The sequence below is a fragment of the Aeromicrobium sp. 10G20-16 genome (assembly GCF_055809665.1).
Genome location: NZ_CM147919.1, coordinates 348,617 through 365,264, shown reverse-complemented (window position 1 = coordinate 365,264; position 16,648 = coordinate 348,617). Strand labels below are relative to the sequence as shown.

Sequence of the window (16,648 nt, the reverse complement as noted above, 5' to 3'; positions counted from 1 at the left end):
AAGGAATGTATTGGAACGACTTCGAATTTTGTTGCTTGTGCTGCTCAACTGTATCCGAAGATCTGGGAAGATCCACGACTGTTTGTGGCGAGTAATTGGCGAGCTGTTGAATCCCTCGGTCATGCAGAGCGGCATCATTCTCGGCCTGACGACCGGCAACCCGGTCGCACGGCTCGCACGTCGAAACCGGCCGTCACCCTGCCTGACGGCCCGACCCTGTCGGGCCGTCCGCCCGGCGCTCGACGTCGGCCAGTGACTTTGCTGGCCGACGTCGAGTACCCGGGAAGTCTGCGGGTGATGCGCCGCGATCTTGCACCCGCCCAGACTCAGAGGTCCCGCCTCGATCTTCACCAGCGGCGGCATGACGCATCCATGGTTAAGCCGCGTACGCGTGTCGGCGGGGTGGAGCGCGGAGTCTGACGGTCATGGACGTGCCGATAGGATGAAATGGATCATGCGAGGACGAATGGACGCGAAAAACCTGCCGGTTGTGCTGCGCGCTGTCCTCGGCCTCGCGATGGTGGTTGGTCTGCTGACCATGTGCCACGCGTCGTTCTCCGTCGACCCGGACGCGGCGACAACCTCGACGAGCGCGTCGCCGGTCGGCGACGGTGGAGCGGCCGCGTTGACTGCAACGTCGAACGACGAAGGCTTGGTCGGCGGCGGGCTCGCCGGGGACTGTGCCCTGCTCATCACCTGCATCGTCGCGCTCGTCGGGCTCGGCGCAGTACTACTGCTCCGAGCCTCTCGCGCCGACCAGGTGCTGTGGCAACTTCTCGCACCTATCCGTCGCATCGATGGCGTTCCTTCACGTCATGCGGTCATCTCTGTCTTCATCCGGGAGCCTGCGGCCCTGGTGTGCTGAGCGACTCCAGCCGAGCCATCGGTCCGAGTCGATCCCGCACACCCCTGAAGGACAGCCATGCCCCACCACCACCGCGCGCGCCGCGGTACCCGGTCGTCTGCTTCACGTCGGACACTAGCCTCCGTCGTTGCGACACTCGTCATTTTCGTGTCATTCCTGACAGGTTGCGGATCCTCTGAACCCGGCGAGGCCGATGCCACGGGCGCTCGAGCGGGCATCACCCGGGTGGTGCCGGCCGACCGAGAACCGGCTCCGGACATCAGTGGCGACGACCTCGACGGCGCACCCCTCTCGCTCGCGTCGTTCAAGGGCAAGGTCGTCGTGGTCAACATCTGGGGTTCGTGGTGCCCGCCGTGCCGCAAGGAGCAGCCGGTGCTCAGCAAGCTGGCCACCGAGCTGAAGCCCCAAGGAGTCGAGTTCATCGGCATCGCCGTGCGTGAGGGCGCCGCCACCTCGAGGGCCTACACCGAGGACAACGACGTCCCCTACCCGAGCATCAGCGATTCCGGCGGCAGACTGCTGGTCGGTTTCACCTCGTCGCTGCCCGCGGTCGCCGTGCCGACGACCTATGTGATCGACCGCGAGGGGCGGGTCGCCGTGAGGCTGCTGGACGTCGCCACCGAGGCCACGCTTCGTGCACTGGTCACCGACGTCGTCGAGGAACCCTGATGGGCGACTGGTTCGCTGCCGGTGCAGCCGACGGTTCGCTGCTCATCGCCATCCCGATCGCCGCGATCGCCGGGCTGGTCTCGTTCTTCTCACCGTGCCTGGTCCCGCTGCTCCCCGGATACCTGTCGTACGTGAGCGGGCTGTCCGGGGCCGACCTGCAAGCCGAGAGGCGCGGACGGGTCCTCGCCGGTGCATCCCTGTTCGTCCTTGGCTTCAGCGCCGTCTTCATCTCCTACGGAGCCATCTTCGGCACCATCGGGTTCCGCCTCATCGAGTACCAGACACAGATCAACATTGTGCTCGGTGTGGTCACGATCGCCATGGGGTTCGTCTTCATGGGGTTCATCCCCTTCGCCCAGCGCGACGTGCGCATCCACGCCGTTCCGAAGGTCGGCGTGGCCGCCGCCCCGCTGCTTGGTGTGATGTTCGGTGTGGGCTGGACGCCGTGCCTCGGACCCACCTTGGCAGCCGTGCTGACCCTGGCGACCACCACCGCTGACGCCGCCCGGGGCTCGACGCTCACCGTGTTCTACTGCCTTGGCCTCGGGCTTCCGTTCGTCGCTGCCGCCGTCGGCTACCGCCGGATGCTGGGCACCCTCACGTGGGTGCGCGAGCACCATCAGGCGGTGTCCCGATTCGGCGGAGCCATGATGATCGCCATCGGTGTGCTTCTGCTGACGGGCCTGTGGCAGCAGATGGTGACAGAGTTGCAGCGAATGGCGTTGGGCTATGTGGCTCCGATCTAGCCGGGCGCGTTCTGAGCGGTCTGCTCCGAACACCGTCGCAGAGTTGAATCGGCGAGAGTTCGCACGATGGCTGTGGCGTCAACTGGTGTCGATGCGTACCGCCCTCGTCCTGCTCCTGCTGCTGGCCATCGCTGCCGTGCCCGGCTCGCTGTTGCCGCAGCGCGGCGTCGACGCCAGAGCGGTGGCCGCTTTCCAGATGCGCAACCCCACGAGCGCTCCCGTCCTGGACGCGCTGGGGTTCTTCGACGTCTACAGCTCACCGTGGTTCAGCGGGATCTACCTGCTGCTGATGATCTCGCTCATCGGGTGCATCATCCCGCGGTCGCTGGTCTACGCCAGAGCGCTGCGGGCACGGCCTCCCAGAGTGCCGACCCGGTTGGGTCGACTCCCCGCGCACGACACCTTCGAGACCACGTCGTCGGTCGCTGACGTCATGGCGGCAGCCCGGCGTGCCATCGGCCGAGCCCGAACTGATGTGGTGATGCGCGATGAGGTGGGCGAGCTGAGCGCCGAACGCGGCTACCTGCGCGAGGCGGGGAACCTCGTCTTCCACACGAGCATCATCGTGGTGCTCGTGGGTGTTGCGGCCGGCACGCTGCTGGGGTCGCGGGGGGCAGCCATCGTCGTCGAGGGCGACACGTTCTCCAACACACTGACGCAGTACGACGACTTCACTTCCGGCACGCTGTTCTCCACCGGAGACCTCGTCCCGTTCTCTTTGACCCTCGAGGACTTCGAGGCGAGGTTCCAGCTGGACGGCCCCCAACGCGGAGCGCCTCGGTTGTTCCGCGCCACCGGGACTTCGGTCGATGGACCGGGTGGCCTGCCCGAACCGTTCGACATCACGGTCAACAACCCGCTGACGATCGACGGCACGTCGGTCTTCCTCGTCGGCAACGGGTACGCGCCGGTGATCAGGGTCAAGGATGCTGACGGGAAGGTTCTCTTCGACGAGGCGGTTCCGTTCCTGCCGGTCGACCCGACCTACACCTCGAACGGTGTCATCAAGATCTCGGCAGCCAAGCCCGAACAGCTGGGTCTTCAAGGATTCTTCCTGCCCACGGCCGTCTCCGGAGGCGCAGTGAAGACACCTGTCTCGGCGTTCCCCGCCGCTGCCAACCCATTGATCGGGCTGCGCGTGTGGCACGGCGACCTCGGCCTCGACAACGGCACACCGCAGTCGGTCTACACCCTCGACAAGACCAACATGAAGCCCTACACGTCTGACGGCAAGCCGCTGCGCATCAGTCTCGTGCCGGGGACCGAGGCACCGCTCCCGGACGGCGGCACGATCCAGTTCGTCGCGCTGAAGCAGTACGCACGCTTCCAGATCGGCTCGGCACCCTTGGTGCAGATGCCTCTCCTCGGCATCAGCGCCGGACTCGTCGGACTGGTGCTCTCTCTGTACGTCAAGCCGCGCCGCACCTGGGTCCGCGCTCGCCGCGGACCGGACGGGACCACCGTCGAGATCGCGATCCTCGACCGAGTCAACCGGGGCGATGTCCCCGCCGACACGGCCCCCCTCACAAATCGTCTGCGCGAGCAACTCGACCAGAAACCTGAACACCCCAAGGAGATTCTATGAAGATGTTGGCCACCCTCGTGACGGCGGTCGTCGCTGCGATGCTCATCGCCATCCCGTTACCAGCGGCGGCGCACGCGGCGCTGAAGACATCGAACCCGGTCGACGGGGCGAAGCTCGACCGGATGCCGAGCGCCGTCTCGGTCACCCTCAACGAGCGGGTGCGCAGGCCCGCGTACCTCGTGCTGACCGATGAACGCGACGCCCGAGTCAACAACGAAGAGGTGCGCATCAGCCCCGACGGCAAGACCGCCATCAGCGAGGTCGCGAATGGTGCGGACTCAGGGAACTACTCGCTGTCGTACCGCGTGGTGTCAGAGGACGACCACCCCGTGACCGGGACCATTAGGTTCACTGTCGAGCAGTCAGGTAGTCGATCGCCCGCCGAGCCATCGCCATCGTCGAGCCCCAGCACGGCAACTGACCTGTCGGTGCCGCCCACGGAAACCGACGACGGAGGCGCCTGGACGACGATACTGACCGTGCTGGCGTTCTTCATAGCCGCCATGACTGGCCTGACCCTGTTCGTCCGCGCAGGCCTGCGATCCTCAGCCCACGACGAGGACATCCCATGACGTCAGCGATCCCGCCATCTCCGACCTCACCACCCACTACTCACGAGAGAAACTCACATGGGAACCGGACACAGCCACGGTCCAGCACCAACTGGACACGCAGGAGGCAGATACCGACGACGGCTCGCCTTGGCGTTCGGCCTGATCTTCACGTTCTTCTTCGTCGAGCTGATCTACGGCCTGCTGGCTGACTCGCTCGCCCTGCTGTCCGACGCCGGGCACATGGCCGCCGACGTCGTGGCCCTCGGCGCTGCCTTGGCGGCGACCAAGATCGCCACGCGTGAGGACAAGACGGGCCGGAGAACCTTCGGTTCCTACCGCGCCGAGGTCTTCGCCTCAGGACTGACGGTCCTGATCATGCTCGGCGTCTCGGTCTACGTCGTCATCGAGGCGGTGGCCCGCATCGGCGAGGACACCTCCGTGTCGTCGGGTCCGATGATCGTCGTCGGCGCCCTCGGTCTCGTTGTCAATGTCGTCGTGATGGTCATCCTGCGCGCCGGTGCCGAGGAGAGCCTGAATGTCAAGGGCGCCTACTACGAGGTCGTGGCGGACACCGCCGGCTCAGTCGGCGTCATCGCCGCCGGCGTCCTCATCGCGGTCACGGGCGACCCCTGGTGGGACACCATCGTCGCACTCGCCATCGGGGTCTTCGTCGCCGTGCGCGCAGTCATGCTTGGCCGTCAGGTGCTTGCCGTTCTCGGACAGCACGTGCCCGAGGGCCTCGACGTCGACGAGGTCTCCGGTGCCCTGTCGAAGATCCCCGGCGTCAGCGATGTCCACGACCTGCATGTGTGGGTCCTGACCTCCGGAATGAACGTAGCCACCGCCCACCTCGTCGGAGAGAACACCGACGACCTCCAGCGCATCCTCGATGACGCCCGACGACTGCTGAGGGACGACTTCACCATCGAGCACGCGACCATCCAGGTCGAACCCAGCACGTCCACCGAATGTCACGAGATCGACTGGTGACCACGCCGAAACGAGGAAGTCCCATGAAGCGCATGACCCGTGAGACCCGCATCGCCGTCATCTTCTGCATAGTGGCCGCCGTCCTCCTCGGCGGCATCATCACCTACCAGGTGCTCGATGATCCCGACCCGATCGACGCCTCGCAGGCCACGGGCGTCGTCGTCCGTGACGACAGTCACCGGCTCAGCAGCGCCGAGGACGAGAAGGTGACGCTCGTGGAGTTCCTCGACTTCGAGTGCGAGGCCTGCCGGGCAGCGTTCCCGTTCGTGGAGTCCCTGCGTGAGACCTACGACGGACAGGTGACCTTCGTGGCCCGCTACTTCCCCATCGACAGCCACGTCAACGCACGCAACGCCGCGCACGCGGTCGAGGCCGCCGCACAGCAGGACAAGTTCGAGGACATGTACAAGCGCATGTACGAGACCCAAGCCGACTGGGGCGAGAGCCAGGACTCGCAGGCCGCGCTGTTCCGCTCCTTCGCCGAGGAGCTCGATCTCGACATGACGAAGTTCGATGCCGACGTCATGAGTCCCGAGGTGGCCGAACGAGTGCAGAAGGACGTCGATGACGGCCTCACCCTCGGCGTCTCCGGGACGCCGACGTTCTTCCTCAACGGGAAGATGCTCCAGCCCCAGACCACGGAGGACTTCACCGACGCCATCGACGCCGAGCTTGCGAAGTAGCAGTTTCCGCAACCGGTCAGGCGGCGCTGTATGGCCAGCAGATGCTGACTATTGCCGAGCGACTCGATGCCATTACCCGACTCGGGCGGGCCATGGCGGAACCCACCCGTGCCCGGATCCTCGTCAGCCTGCTTGAGGGTGCCGGCTACCCCGCACGGCTGGCCGAAAAACTTGATCTGACGCGCCGTCGAACCACCTCGCGTGCTTGCGTGGATGCGGCATCGTTGTGGCGGCGCCGGGGAAGGGCGCCGTACCCGGTACGGGATCGCTGACCCCCACCTGGCACGGGCTCTCGAACAGATGGTTGCCATCGTGCTTGCCGTCGACGATGGCGCGCCGTGCAGCGACGACGAATGCGACGTGCTGTTGTGCTGCGGTCCCGCCGGCGACTCCAGCCGATGAGTCGCGAGTGCTGCCCCCCCCCCCCCCCCCCCCCCCCCCCCCCGGCGAGGTCCAGGCACCGACGGGAGCGCCGGTTGTCGCGAACAGTGCTCTCCCGGCTTGGTGGTGGACCGCAACTTGGACTCCCTCCCTGTCGGGCGTGATCTAGCCGAGAGCGCTCGGGGCACTCCGCTTCGAGCGCGGTCCCTGAACTTGGTCGCCGCGAACTGGCTCGATGGTTGTGGCGCCGGCTGGTCTCGATGCGGACTGCCCCCTGTTCCTGCTCCTCATGCTCGCAATCGCCGTCCTGCTTGGGTCGCTCCTGCCGCAGCGCGGTGTCGATGCTCGTGCAGTGGCAACCTTCCAGAAGCGAAACCCCAAGAGTGCACGCGTCCTCGACGCGCTCGGCTTCTTCGACGTCGACAGCTCGCCGTGGTTCAGCTCGATTTACCTGCTCCTCATGATCCCCCTGACCGGGTGCATCATTCCGCGATCTCTCACGTTTGCGAAACCCATCCGAGCACGCCTACCCAAGGTGCCCGGCTGGCGCGGCTTCCGTCCCACAACACGTTCGAGGCAGCGCTACAAGCAATTGGTCGCGCCCGCATCGACGTGGTCATGCGCGAGGACGTCGGCGAGGTGAGCGCCAACCCAGATGAACCACCAGGATCGCGCAGACACCGCTGAGTGCCGCCTAGCGTCGGACGACGAGAGGGTGGCGGACCTGTCGCGTCGAGGAGGCGACCATCGTGATCGCAGCGCCGAGACAGATCGCAGCGGCCGGGACATGGACGAAGATCGTCGCCGTTGCGAGATCGTGGTTGGCGCCGGAAGAGGCGTGTCCCTAGACCAAGGGGGCACAGGGCGATCAGAGCCAGCAAGGTCAGCGCCACCAAGCTCGCCCAGCGCAACGCGAGTCGACCCGAAGCGGCGATCACGACCGCACACGCGGCCGCGAAGAGCCAGGCACGTGGTTCGGGCTGGGCTGACACCGTCGTCCACCAGCGGCTGGGCCCCGCGATCCGGCCCGCCGAGAGTCCTGCGCTTTGCGCGGCACTCAACGACACCAGGGCAAACGCGAGGGCGGCCCATACTCCTGCGGCCCGCACCGCAGTGCGGAGCATGCGGTAGCCGACCGCCTCCAACTCGCCCGACACCACGGTGTTCTGCTGCGGTCGCGTCACCACGAGTCCCAGAACGCGCAGGCACCACGCCGACGCCGCCGACGCGCCGAACCGCAGCACGGGCACAGACCAGCGGACGAGGCGTCCAGGGGCTCCGACCAGCTGACTCACCCCGGGATCGCCAGCGCCCACAACCCCCACCAAGGCCAAGGTTGCACCCACGACGAGCCACCCGAGCGGAGGGGCCAAGGCACGCGGCGCAGTGACCATCATCGTGCTGGCGGGGGCAGCCACCGACGGGATCTCCAAGGCTGTGCCGCCGTGGTTGTGGGCGATCACCGTGGTCGACCTGGCGAGCATGGTCTACATGTTCCAGATGACGACCGATCGCAACAAGTGGCTGACCTTGGTGTTGACGACTTGGTTTGCCGTAGAAGCGCTTGCGTGGGCAGGCGGTCCACTACTGCGCCTGCTGCCTGACTTCGCACCTGCCCGTCGAGGGGACTTGGTTGCGTTGACCATCGCGACGCCGCAGTCGTCGAATCAGGCCGGCGTTGCACCATCGAGGCAGTCCGACGGCCACCACGAGGAGCATGCCCGCGACCTGCGCGTCGCATTGACCGTCATGAGTGTCGCGATGGCCTATATGTTCCTTGCGATGCAGTACGGCATGGGAGCCAGGTACGGGATGTGACCGGGTGCGATGTCCCGATCGACCGCGGAGCAATGTGTGCAATGCTTGTTGTAGATTCGGTACCGACGACAGAACGATGTGGGCCAACCTGCGGTGCGACCCTCGATTGAGTCGGCTCGGTTGTAGACGTCACGAATCCGACGTGTTGGCCAGATGGAGGAATTCGTCATGAACTCCCGAACGCCACCGTCGGCGACTGCGGAGCCAACGGTGCTTAACGTCATGATCGGACCGCTGGCCCATACGGCTGGATGCGACGTCGAGCAGCGCAGGTCGTTCGGTACTCGCAGCGCCGCCGCTACCCGGCTCGGTGCAAACCTGGACAACAACGCCGAGGTGCGCGTGTGACCATCACCCAGTTGTCGGTCAGCACACTGATCTCGCACGGGGGTTCAGAACTGCCACCCTTTGGGGTCAGCAGCCTGTGGACGCAGTTCGAGATCGAACCGATCGCCATCGCACTGATCGTTCTCCCGGGAATCATCTACCTGTGGGGAGTGTGGCGGCTTAGCAAGAATGGCGTGGCCTGGAGCGCATGGCGCACCGGCTGGTTTCTCACCGGCCTCCTGATTTTGTGGATCGCAACATCGTCTGCCGTTGGCGTCTACGACACCACCATGTTCAGTGTCCACACGGTCCAACACCTGCTGCTGCAGATGATCGCCCCGGTTCCCCTCGCGCTGGGCGCTCCGATCACACTGGCCCTGCGCGCGTTGCCACTCGGCGGGCGCAAGGGTGTCATGGCCGTGCTGCACAGCAGATCCATGGGTGTGCTGGCCCATCCGCTGTTCGCCTACACGCTGTTCGCCGTCAGCCCATTCGCCTTGTACTACAGCCCACTCTTCGAACAAACGCTGCGACACGAATGGGTGCACAACCTCAGCCACGTGCACTTCGTGGTGGTCGGCTGCCTACTCTTCTGGATCATTGTTGGCGTGGACCCCATGCCCCACCGACCGAACCACCTCGCACGGATGGGCATGGTCATGGGACTGGCACCCATGCACATCCTGCTTGGGGTTCCGATCATGATGGGAACCATTCTGCTGAGCAACGACTACTACGAGCAGTTGCAGCTGACGTGGGGAGCTGGACCACTGAGTGATCAGCAGCTCGGTGGCGCTCTGCTCTGGGTCTTCGGCGACATCACCGTCCTCGCTCTGATGCCCGCATTCATCTGGCAATGGGTACGTTCGGACCAACGCGAGTCGCGTCGAGTAGACCGACACCTGGACAGACTTGGCGCGACTGCCACGCGACCATGGTGGGAAGTCAGCGATAATGCTGGCCCGCGTGCCGCGGCAACCCGTGAGGTCGAACCACGTGAATCGCGTGATTGACCCGGTGGCTGACCCGCCACGGCGGGGAGAATGGACGTAGGCAGACGTACTACCGTGTGAAAAGTTTCACAAGACGGGTTGTCAGCCACCGAGGTGCGGCGGTTCGCTCGCAGCATCGATTTCGCGGTTGCCTCTCATGCGTTGATTCAATTCTGACCTGTCCCGGCTTTTCCGGACACCAATGTTGGAGCGATACTCGCTTCGAGTGAGGAGTCTGGAATGCCTGCAGTAAAGCCTGAGGAGTTTCGTCGTCGAGCGGTCGAGCTTGCGCGATCTGGTGACAAGCCGATCGTTGAGATCGCGAAGGATCTAGGAATCAGTGAGTCTGGCCTGCGCCGATGGATGGCCCAGGCCAGTGTCGAGGACGGCGACCGTCGGGTCTGACGACGGACGAACGCACAGAGTTGGTGCGTCTGCGTCGCGAGTACCGTGTCCAGGCGATGGAGATCGAGATCCTGAAACGCGCGTCGGCGTATTTCGCGAGGGAGAACGTCCTCCCAAAATGGGATTCCGGCTGGTCCATGAACTCGCCGACGACTTCGCTGTCGCGGTGATGTGCCGGGTTTTGGAGGTCTCGACGTCTGGCTACTACGAGTGGCTTCGTCGTCCACCGTCGACTCGTGATGTCGATGACGCCTACCTGTTGAACACGATCCGAGACGTCCATGCTGCGTCGCGGCAGACATACGGAGTTCGCAGGGTCCATGCCGAGCTGACCCTGGGTCGCAAGATCGGCTGCAGCCGCGGCCGGGTCGAGCGGCTGATGGCCTTGGGCGGTCTGCAGGGTGTTCACCGTCGCAAATGGCGACATGGCGGTGGTCGGTCGCCGGCGGTGTTCGAGGACCACGTCAAGCGCGAGTTCGTCGCAGACAAGCCCGACAAGTTGTGGGTCACCGACATCACCCAGCACAGAACCGGCGAAGGATGGATCTACTGCGCTGCGGCGATCGACGTCTACTCGCGGCGTTGCGTCGGGTGGTCGATCGCTGACGATCTGCGCACCGAGCTGGTCATCGATGCGATCGACATGGCCAGGTGGCGTCGCAAACCACCGCCTGGAACGGTCGTGCATTCGGACCGCGGAGCCCAGTTCACGTCGTGGTTGTTCGGCAACCGGCTGCGCGAGGCTGGGCTGATGGGATCGATGGGCAAGGTCGCCTGCGCCTATGACAACTCGCTCATGGAGTCATTCTTCGGCTCGATGCAGATCGAACTGCTGGACCGGCGCGACTGGTCGACCAGGGCCGAACTGGCCAACGGGATCTTCGAATACATCGAAGCGTTCTACAACCCGACCAGGCGTCACTCATCGATCGGCTACGTCAGCCCCATCGAGTTCGAAAACCTTCACACCGCCGCCGAAGAAGCGGCATGATCAACACACGTCAAGAGTCCGGAAAACTCGGGACAGGTCAGGATCACCTTGAGCGTCCGACGTCGGCTGGCAACGCGATGGTTCCGCGGCCTTGGACGCCGAGGTAGGGGGGCTCCGTCTGTGAAGTCAAGAGAAGAGTGCATGCCCGAGGCGGCGAAGCCGTAGGACGGTCAGGCGACAACTGGCGGAAGTCGAGTGCCGGCGCTGGATCCACCCAGGGAACGAGATGGGATGCTCGACCCACAGCGGGATTCTGAGACCGTACCGGGTTGTCTGTATCGTAAATGCTAGTTATCATCGTCGTATGACGATTCTAGGGCAGGAACCTGTTGAACAGGAGATGTCCCACTCGACGGAGGCTGCAGCCTGCTTGTTTCATGGGTTCAGCGATCGATCGCGTCTGATCATCCTGCAACATCTCCTGCTGGGTGAGCACCGCGTCGTTGAGCTCACCGAGCATCTCAGACTGGCTCAGTCCACGGTGTCCAAGCACTTGGCTTGCCTGAAGGATTGCGGGCTGGTGACATCACGCCCACAAGGCCGCGCGTCGATCTTCAGCGTGACCCACCCCGAAGCCACCACCGAGCTCCTAGCCGCCGCGGAGAAGTTGCTGAACCTCACCGGTTTCGCCGTCGTTCTCTGCCCAAACCACGGAGTCAGTGCCCATGACTGAACACCTCGCCACGCCCAGTTCTCAGCGAGACGCGGAGATGCGCGCTCGTCTCGGACGCCGGGCGAAGATGCTGGCGAGTATCTCGGTCACGTACAACGTCATCGAAGGCATAATCGCGATCGCCGCTGGTGCGGCAGCCGGGTCGATCGCGCTCATCGGTTTTGGTCTCGACTCGTTCGTGGAGGTTTCGAGCGGCCTGATCATCGTGTGGCAGTTCTCTCACCGACTTCCCGAGACCCGCGAACGCCAAGCCTTGAGACTTCTGGCGTACTCGTTCTTCGTCCTTGCCGCCTACGTCGGCTTCGAGTCGGCTCGCGCTCTGATCTTCGGATCCGATGCAGACCCGTCGAACGTGGGTATCGGCCTGGCCGTCGCGTCGCTGATCATCATGCCGGCCATCTCTGTCGCGCAACGCCGCACCGGCCGCGCGCTCGGTTCCAACGCCGTAGTTGCCGACGGCACACAGACCCTGCTCTGCACCTATCTGTCAGCGGTCCTGCTGGTGGGCCTGGTCCTCAACTCCACGCTCGGCTGGTCCTGGGCCGACCCGATCGCCGGCCTGTTCATCGCGGCAGTCGCCGCACGAGAAGGCCTCCAGGCATGGAAGGGCGAGGGCTGCTGCGGGCCGATTGCCAACGGCGACTCGGCCGACAACTCATGTAGTTGCGACGACCGGCAAACCGATTGCTGCTCCCCCAGTCGAAAGGACAACGCCTGATGGGCACCGGACACGACCACACACCCACCCCAGCCGGGCACGCGGGCGGTCGATACCGTCGACGGTTGGCAATTGCATTCGCCCTGATCTTCACCTTCTTCTTCGTCGAGCTCGTCTACGGTCTGATCGCCGACTCCCTCGCGTTGATCTCTGACGCCGGTCACATGGCCGCCGATGTCGTGGCCCTCGGCGCCGCGCTCGCAGCCACCAAGATCGCCACCCGCAAGGACACCACCGGACGACGTAGCTTCGGGTCATACCGTGTCGAAGTCTTCGCGTCGGGTCTGACCGTGCTGATCATGCTGGGCGTCTCGGCCTACGTCGTCATCGAGGCCGTCATCCGCATCGGCAGCGACCCCGACGTCTCCTCGACACCGATGATTATCGTCGGAGCCCTCGGGCTCTTGGTCAACATCATCGTGATGCTGGTGCTGCGTGCCGGTTCGAAGGAAAGCCTGAACGTGAAAGGCGCCTACTTCGAGGTCGTCGCAGACACCGCCGGCTCCGTCGGAGTCGTCGTCGCTGGCATCCTGATCGCCACCACAGGTCAGCAGTGGTGGGACACCATCGTGGCCCTGGCGATCGGAGCATTCGTCGCCTTCCGCGCCATCATCCTGGGCCGCCAGGTCCTCGCGGTCCTCGGCCAGCACGTCCCCGCTGGCATGCCCATCGATGACGTCGCTGTCAAGCTTTCCTCGATCCCGGGTGTCACAGATGTCCACGACCTGCACATCTGGGTTCTCACGTCCGGCATGAATGTCGCCACCGCGCATCTGGTCGGCGACGACACCGACGCATTCCCACGCATCCTCGACGAGGCCCGCACAATGCTCAAGGTGGACTACCAGATCGAGCACGCCACCCTCCAGGTCGAACGCACCGCTGCCCGCGAATGTCAGGAGATCGACTGGTGAGCAGGCCGAACCGGACCCTCGGCGGTCGAGGCATGGACCCGACGCATCGCAGGTTCCTGCTCGCGCTGGGTGCCGCAGCCTCCGTGGGATACGCCGCTCACCGGGCGTCACAGGGGGGCATTCGCGGCCCCGGGGCCGTCGCGCGTCTCTACGACCGCGTGGCACCCGCCTACGACGTCACCGCGTGGGTCTTCCGACCTCTGGGTGCGCGTCGGTTGCAGCAGCGAGCGGTCGATCTGCTCGAACTGCAGGCAGGAGACACCGTGGTGGATCTGGGCTGCGGGACCGGGGTCAACCTGCCGGCACTCGCGCACCGCGTCGGCGTGAGTGGCCGGGTGGTCGGTGTCGATCTCTCCCCCGGCATGCTTGCCCGGGCACGGGGCCGTGTCGAGCGCCACCACCTATCCCAAGTCACCCTCGTCCAAGCCGACATCCGAGACGTGCGGCTGCCAGATGGAACCACCGCGGTCTTGGCAACAGCCTCGATGGAAATGGTTCCTGAATATGACGAAGTGATCCGTGATCTAGCCGACCAACTGGTCCCGACCCGCGGAAGGCTCGCGGTGGGTGGTGTCCGACGACCACCGGCGTGGCCCGCGTGGGCGGTCGCGATCGGGCGCTCCGCCACGGCGCTGTTCGGCGTGACCAGAGCGTATGAGGACATCGAACCGTGGCGGTCGGTGGGCGAGCACATGGACGTGATCGCCTTCGAAACCGCCGCCGGTGGGGCGCTGTACTTCGTGGTGGCCCGGACGCGAAACACGCCCGGCGACGTCGCCGAATGAACCGAAGTCAGGCTCGCACCCGCCAGCCGTAGTCGCGTTGGCCGGCCTGTTCCGGTCGACCAACGGTGGACGGTTGGCGATCGGCTTGCGAGACGTTCATTCCGCAGTTGCAGTGCGGGTGAGCAGCTGAGCAGGTCGACCCGTATCTAACCACCGCGTCAGGGGTGACGCTGAGGGAACGCGATCGTCGGGACGAATAGTCAGATTGAAACTTCGTAGTCGACTCAGACCCATACGGGCCTGCCCATTGCTCCCAAAGCTTCCCGGCGACTTGAAGTGCCGCTGCCAGTGGCCCGTTCAAGACCACCTCGGGCGAGATGCCTGGCTTCCTCGAAAACTTCAACACGATGAGCGCTACGGCGGTGCCATGGGAGGTTTGGCGTAGCGCGACTCCACTGGAGCCGTGGGTGGCTTTGACTTCGATCTACCGGCCATCACCGGCGATCGCGTCGTGTCCGGCCGAGGGTGCCGGAGCCAAGACTGTGTCGAACATGACCTCGCAGCGGCCTCGCCGATGGAGCCGCCGAGGTGGCCGTCGAGCGGGAACTTACGTCCAGGGTGAATTGCCTCAAGCTCGTCAACGACCGCATGCAACTGCTCCACCAGCACTGCGGTTCGAGCAGTCCTCTCAGCGTGAGCAGTTGGTTGACGCCGCCCAGCGTCCGGATCCGACACGGGGACATGACGCCCCGTGAACGAGGTCGGACGACTCGGAAGCGATGAAGTCGATCATGGACTGGTCCCGCAGGAGCTTCCCCCTGCCGACGACGATCACGTGATCGGCCGTGAGCGCCATCTCGCTCATCAGGTGCGAGGACAAGAAGATCGTGCGACCCTCGTCCGCCAGCCCGCGCAGCAGGTTGCGTATCCAGAGGATGCCGTCCGGGTCCAGTCCGTTGACGGGCTCGTCAAGGATCAACGTCCTGGGATCACCCAGGAGGGCCGAAGCAATGCCCAGCCGTTGACCCATGCCGAGCGAGAAGTTGCCGACCCGCTGAGACGCGACGTCATGCAGCCCGACCAGATTGAGGACTGCCTCTACGCGACGACGACCCAACCCCGTTGTGGCCGCCATCGCGCGCAGGTGGTTGCGGGCCGAGCGTCCAGTGTGGACCTCGCGGGCTTCGAGCAGCGCGCCCACTTCAGCGAGGGGCTCGGGATGATCGACGTACGGTCTGCCGTTCACGGTCACCGATCCGGACGTCGACGCGTCAAGTCCCAGAATCATGCGCATCGTCGTGGACTTGCCGGCACCGTTGGGTCCGAGGAAGCCCGTCACGACGCCTGGCTTCACGGTGAAGCTCAGGTCATGAACAGCCGTCTTCTCACCGTAGGACTTCGTCAGATGCTGGGCTTCGATCATCGGCTGTTCACACGGGTCATGACCCGACGTTAGGACCGCGTACCTGACCACCGCCTGATCGTCCGGCCCGGCAGACCAGCGGAGGCGGGTGAGTCTGACGAACGGTGGACGGCCAACCGCCTCACGTGCTCAAGCGACCGCCACCTCATCACTCAGAGCGCACCGTGATTTACTGCCACCTCCGATGGTGGGCTCACATGTACCGTTGCCTCGCTCAGCTTCGGCACGTCTCGACGAAGGTTCGCTTCAGCCTCGTGCGCGATGTCGTGCGCGGCGTGAAGGTCAAGCTGCCCGTCGACTTCGACGCTGATCTCGGCGTGGAGACGATGCCCGATCCAGCGCAGCTGCAGGGACGCCACGTCGACCACTCCTGGCGTCGCCCTCACGACGCCGTTGGCCTGGTCGACAAGCGCAGGTTCGACGCCGTCGAGCAGCCGCCTGAACACCTCGGTCGCGGCACCCTTGAGAACGACCAGGATGGCCGCCGTGATGATCAGCCCGACGATCGGGTCGGCCAGCGGGAAGCCGGCCACGACACCGAGTGCGCCCGCTGCGACGGCCAACGAGGTGAAGCCGTCCGTGCGGGCATGAAGGCCGTCGGCGATGAGGGCGGCTGATCCGATTTTCCGTCCCACCCGGATGCGGTAGACCGCGACCAACTCGTTTCCGGCGAAGCCGATGACACCGGCGGCGAAGACCACCCAGACGTGGGTGATGTCGCGAGGATTGACCAGACGGGTGATCGACTCGTACCCGGCGATGATGGCGGACAGCGCGATCATCATGACGATGAACAGGCCCGCGACGTCTTCGACCCGGCCCAGTCCGTAGGTGTACCGCTTGGTGGGTGGTCGCCTGACCAGCACGAACGCGATCCACAACGGAATCGCCGTAAGGGCGTCAGAGAAGTTGTGAATCGTGTCTGCAAGCAAGGCGATCGAACCGGTGAGGACCACTACGACCAGTTGAGCGATTGCCGTCGCCAACAGGACCACCAGGCTGGTCTTCAAAGCCCGGATGCCTTCAGCGCTGGACTCCAGCGCTGAGTCGATCGAGTCTGCCGCGTCGTGGCTGTGCGGCTTGAAGATCGACAGCGCGAGTCCCTTCAATCCGTGGGGGTGTTCGTGGGTGTGTCCTCCGTGCTCATGGGCGTGATCGTGCGAGTCGTGGTCACTTGATCCCATCGCGC

20 protein-coding genes and 1 pseudogene are annotated in these 16,648 nt (G+C 65.0%); 18 read left to right on the top strand and 3 right to left on the bottom strand.

Features of this window, described 5'->3' with window-relative positions; all coding sequences use genetic code 11:
* The first annotated feature begins 442 nt into the window (after positions 1-442).
* The 18 genes and pseudogenes from AC0L5F_RS01815 (at position 443) to AC0L5F_RS01730 (ending at position 14,096) form a co-directional block, all read left to right on the top strand.
* Positions 443-865: a hypothetical protein gene (locus tag AC0L5F_RS01815; RefSeq protein WP_473314899.1), complete on the top strand. Its 423-nt coding sequence runs from the start codon at positions 443-445 to the stop codon at positions 863-865.
* A gap of 147 nt (positions 866-1,012) precedes the next feature.
* On the top strand, positions 1,013-1,534 hold the full coding sequence (locus AC0L5F_RS01810) for a TlpA family protein disulfide reductase (protein WP_473314898.1): 522 nt from the start codon (positions 1,013-1,015) through the stop codon (positions 1,532-1,534).
* A complete protein-coding gene (locus AC0L5F_RS01805) occupies positions 1,534-2,280 on the top strand; it encodes a cytochrome c biogenesis CcdA family protein (protein WP_473314897.1) in 747 nt (248 codons plus the stop codon). The genes AC0L5F_RS01810 and AC0L5F_RS01805 overlap by 1 nt, the downstream gene beginning before the upstream one ends.
* Positions 2,281-2,371: 91 nt before the next feature.
* Entirely contained in the window at positions 2,372-3,865 is a 1,494-nt protein-coding gene (gene resB / locus AC0L5F_RS01800) for a cytochrome c biogenesis protein ResB (RefSeq protein ID WP_473314895.1), read from the top strand.
* Entirely contained in the window at positions 3,862-4,437 is a 576-nt protein-coding gene (locus AC0L5F_RS01795) for a copper resistance CopC family protein (RefSeq protein ID WP_473314893.1), read from the top strand. The genes resB and AC0L5F_RS01795 overlap by 4 nt, the downstream gene beginning before the upstream one ends.
* 129 nt (positions 4,438-4,566) lie before the next feature.
* Complete coding sequence (locus AC0L5F_RS01790; protein ID WP_473314892.1) at positions 4,567-5,409, top strand: cation diffusion facilitator family transporter; 843 nt, start codon at positions 4,567-4,569, stop codon at positions 5,407-5,409.
* 23 nt (positions 5,410-5,432) lie between these two features.
* Positions 5,433-6,092, top strand: coding sequence for a DsbA family protein (locus AC0L5F_RS01785; protein ID WP_473314891.1), 660 nt, complete (start codon positions 5,433-5,435; stop codon positions 6,090-6,092).
* Between the two features lie 41 nt (positions 6,093-6,133).
* Positions 6,134-6,494 (top strand): annotated as a pseudogene (gene cmtR / locus AC0L5F_RS01780) (Cd(II)/Pb(II)-sensing metalloregulatory transcriptional regulator CmtR).
* Positions 6,495-6,708: 214 nt separating this feature from the next.
* A complete protein-coding gene (locus AC0L5F_RS01775; protein WP_473314890.1) occupies positions 6,709-7,116 on the top strand; it encodes a cytochrome c biogenesis ResB family protein in 408 nt (135 codons plus the stop codon).
* A 743-nt stretch (positions 7,117-7,859) separates the two neighbouring features.
* Positions 7,860-8,291 (top strand): hypothetical protein, encoded by a 432-nt coding sequence (locus AC0L5F_RS01770; RefSeq protein WP_473314889.1) that lies wholly within the window; start codon positions 7,860-7,862, stop codon positions 8,289-8,291.
* Positions 8,292-8,444: 153 nt separating this feature from the next.
* Positions 8,445-8,639 (top strand): hypothetical protein, encoded by a 195-nt coding sequence (locus tag AC0L5F_RS01765; RefSeq protein ID WP_473314888.1) that lies wholly within the window; start codon positions 8,445-8,447, stop codon positions 8,637-8,639.
* Positions 8,636-9,631, top strand: coding sequence for a cytochrome c oxidase assembly protein (locus AC0L5F_RS01760; protein WP_473314887.1), 996 nt, complete (start codon positions 8,636-8,638; stop codon positions 9,629-9,631). The genes AC0L5F_RS01765 and AC0L5F_RS01760 overlap by 4 nt, the downstream gene beginning before the upstream one ends.
* A 219-nt stretch (positions 9,632-9,850) precedes the next feature.
* Positions 9,851-10,015 carry a transposase gene (locus AC0L5F_RS01755; protein WP_473314886.1) on the top strand — a complete coding sequence of 55 codons (165 nt, stop codon included), beginning with the start codon at positions 9,851-9,853 and terminating at the stop codon, positions 10,013-10,015.
* A gap of 118 nt (positions 10,016-10,133) precedes the next feature.
* Positions 10,134-11,006: an IS3 family transposase gene (locus AC0L5F_RS01750; RefSeq protein WP_473314885.1), complete on the top strand. Its 873-nt coding sequence runs from the start codon at positions 10,134-10,136 to the stop codon at positions 11,004-11,006.
* Between the two features lie 304 nt (positions 11,007-11,310).
* On the top strand, positions 11,311-11,679 hold the full coding sequence (locus tag AC0L5F_RS01745) for an ArsR/SmtB family transcription factor (protein ID WP_473314884.1): 369 nt from the start codon (positions 11,311-11,313) through the stop codon (positions 11,677-11,679).
* On the top strand, positions 11,672-12,397 hold the full coding sequence (locus AC0L5F_RS01740; protein ID WP_473314883.1) for a cation efflux transmembrane domain-containing protein: 726 nt from the start codon (positions 11,672-11,674) through the stop codon (positions 12,395-12,397). Before AC0L5F_RS01745 ends, AC0L5F_RS01740 begins: the two co-directional genes overlap by 8 nt.
* A gap of 65 nt (positions 12,398-12,462) precedes the next feature.
* Positions 12,463-13,311, top strand: coding sequence for a cation diffusion facilitator family transporter (locus tag AC0L5F_RS01735; RefSeq protein ID WP_473314882.1), 849 nt, complete (start codon positions 12,463-12,465; stop codon positions 13,309-13,311).
* On the top strand, positions 13,308-14,096 hold the full coding sequence (locus AC0L5F_RS01730; RefSeq protein WP_473314881.1) for a class I SAM-dependent methyltransferase: 789 nt from the start codon (positions 13,308-13,310) through the stop codon (positions 14,094-14,096). Before AC0L5F_RS01735 ends, AC0L5F_RS01730 begins: the two co-directional genes overlap by 4 nt.
* Before the next feature lie 354 nt (positions 14,097-14,450).
* On the opposite strand, the gene AC0L5F_RS01725 is transcribed toward AC0L5F_RS01730, so the two are convergent.
* The 3 genes from AC0L5F_RS01725 to AC0L5F_RS01715 all read right to left on the bottom strand — a co-directional run bounded on the left by AC0L5F_RS01725 (position 14,451) and on the right by AC0L5F_RS01715 (position 16,568).
* Positions 14,451-14,699: a DUF6998 domain-containing protein gene (locus AC0L5F_RS01725; RefSeq protein WP_473316125.1), complete on the bottom strand. Its 249-nt coding sequence runs from the start codon at positions 14,697-14,699 to the stop codon at positions 14,451-14,453.
* Between the two features lie 25 nt (positions 14,700-14,724).
* Positions 14,725-15,459 (bottom strand): ABC transporter ATP-binding protein, encoded by a 735-nt coding sequence (locus AC0L5F_RS01720; RefSeq protein ID WP_473314879.1) that lies wholly within the window; start codon positions 15,457-15,459, stop codon positions 14,725-14,727.
* Between the two features lie 152 nt (positions 15,460-15,611).
* The gene (locus AC0L5F_RS01715) at positions 15,612-16,568 is read right to left on the bottom strand and encodes a cation diffusion facilitator family transporter (protein ID WP_473314878.1); all 957 of its coding nucleotides are present in this window, start codon (positions 16,566-16,568) and stop codon (positions 15,612-15,614) included.
* Positions 16,569-16,648 lie beyond the last annotated feature (80 nt).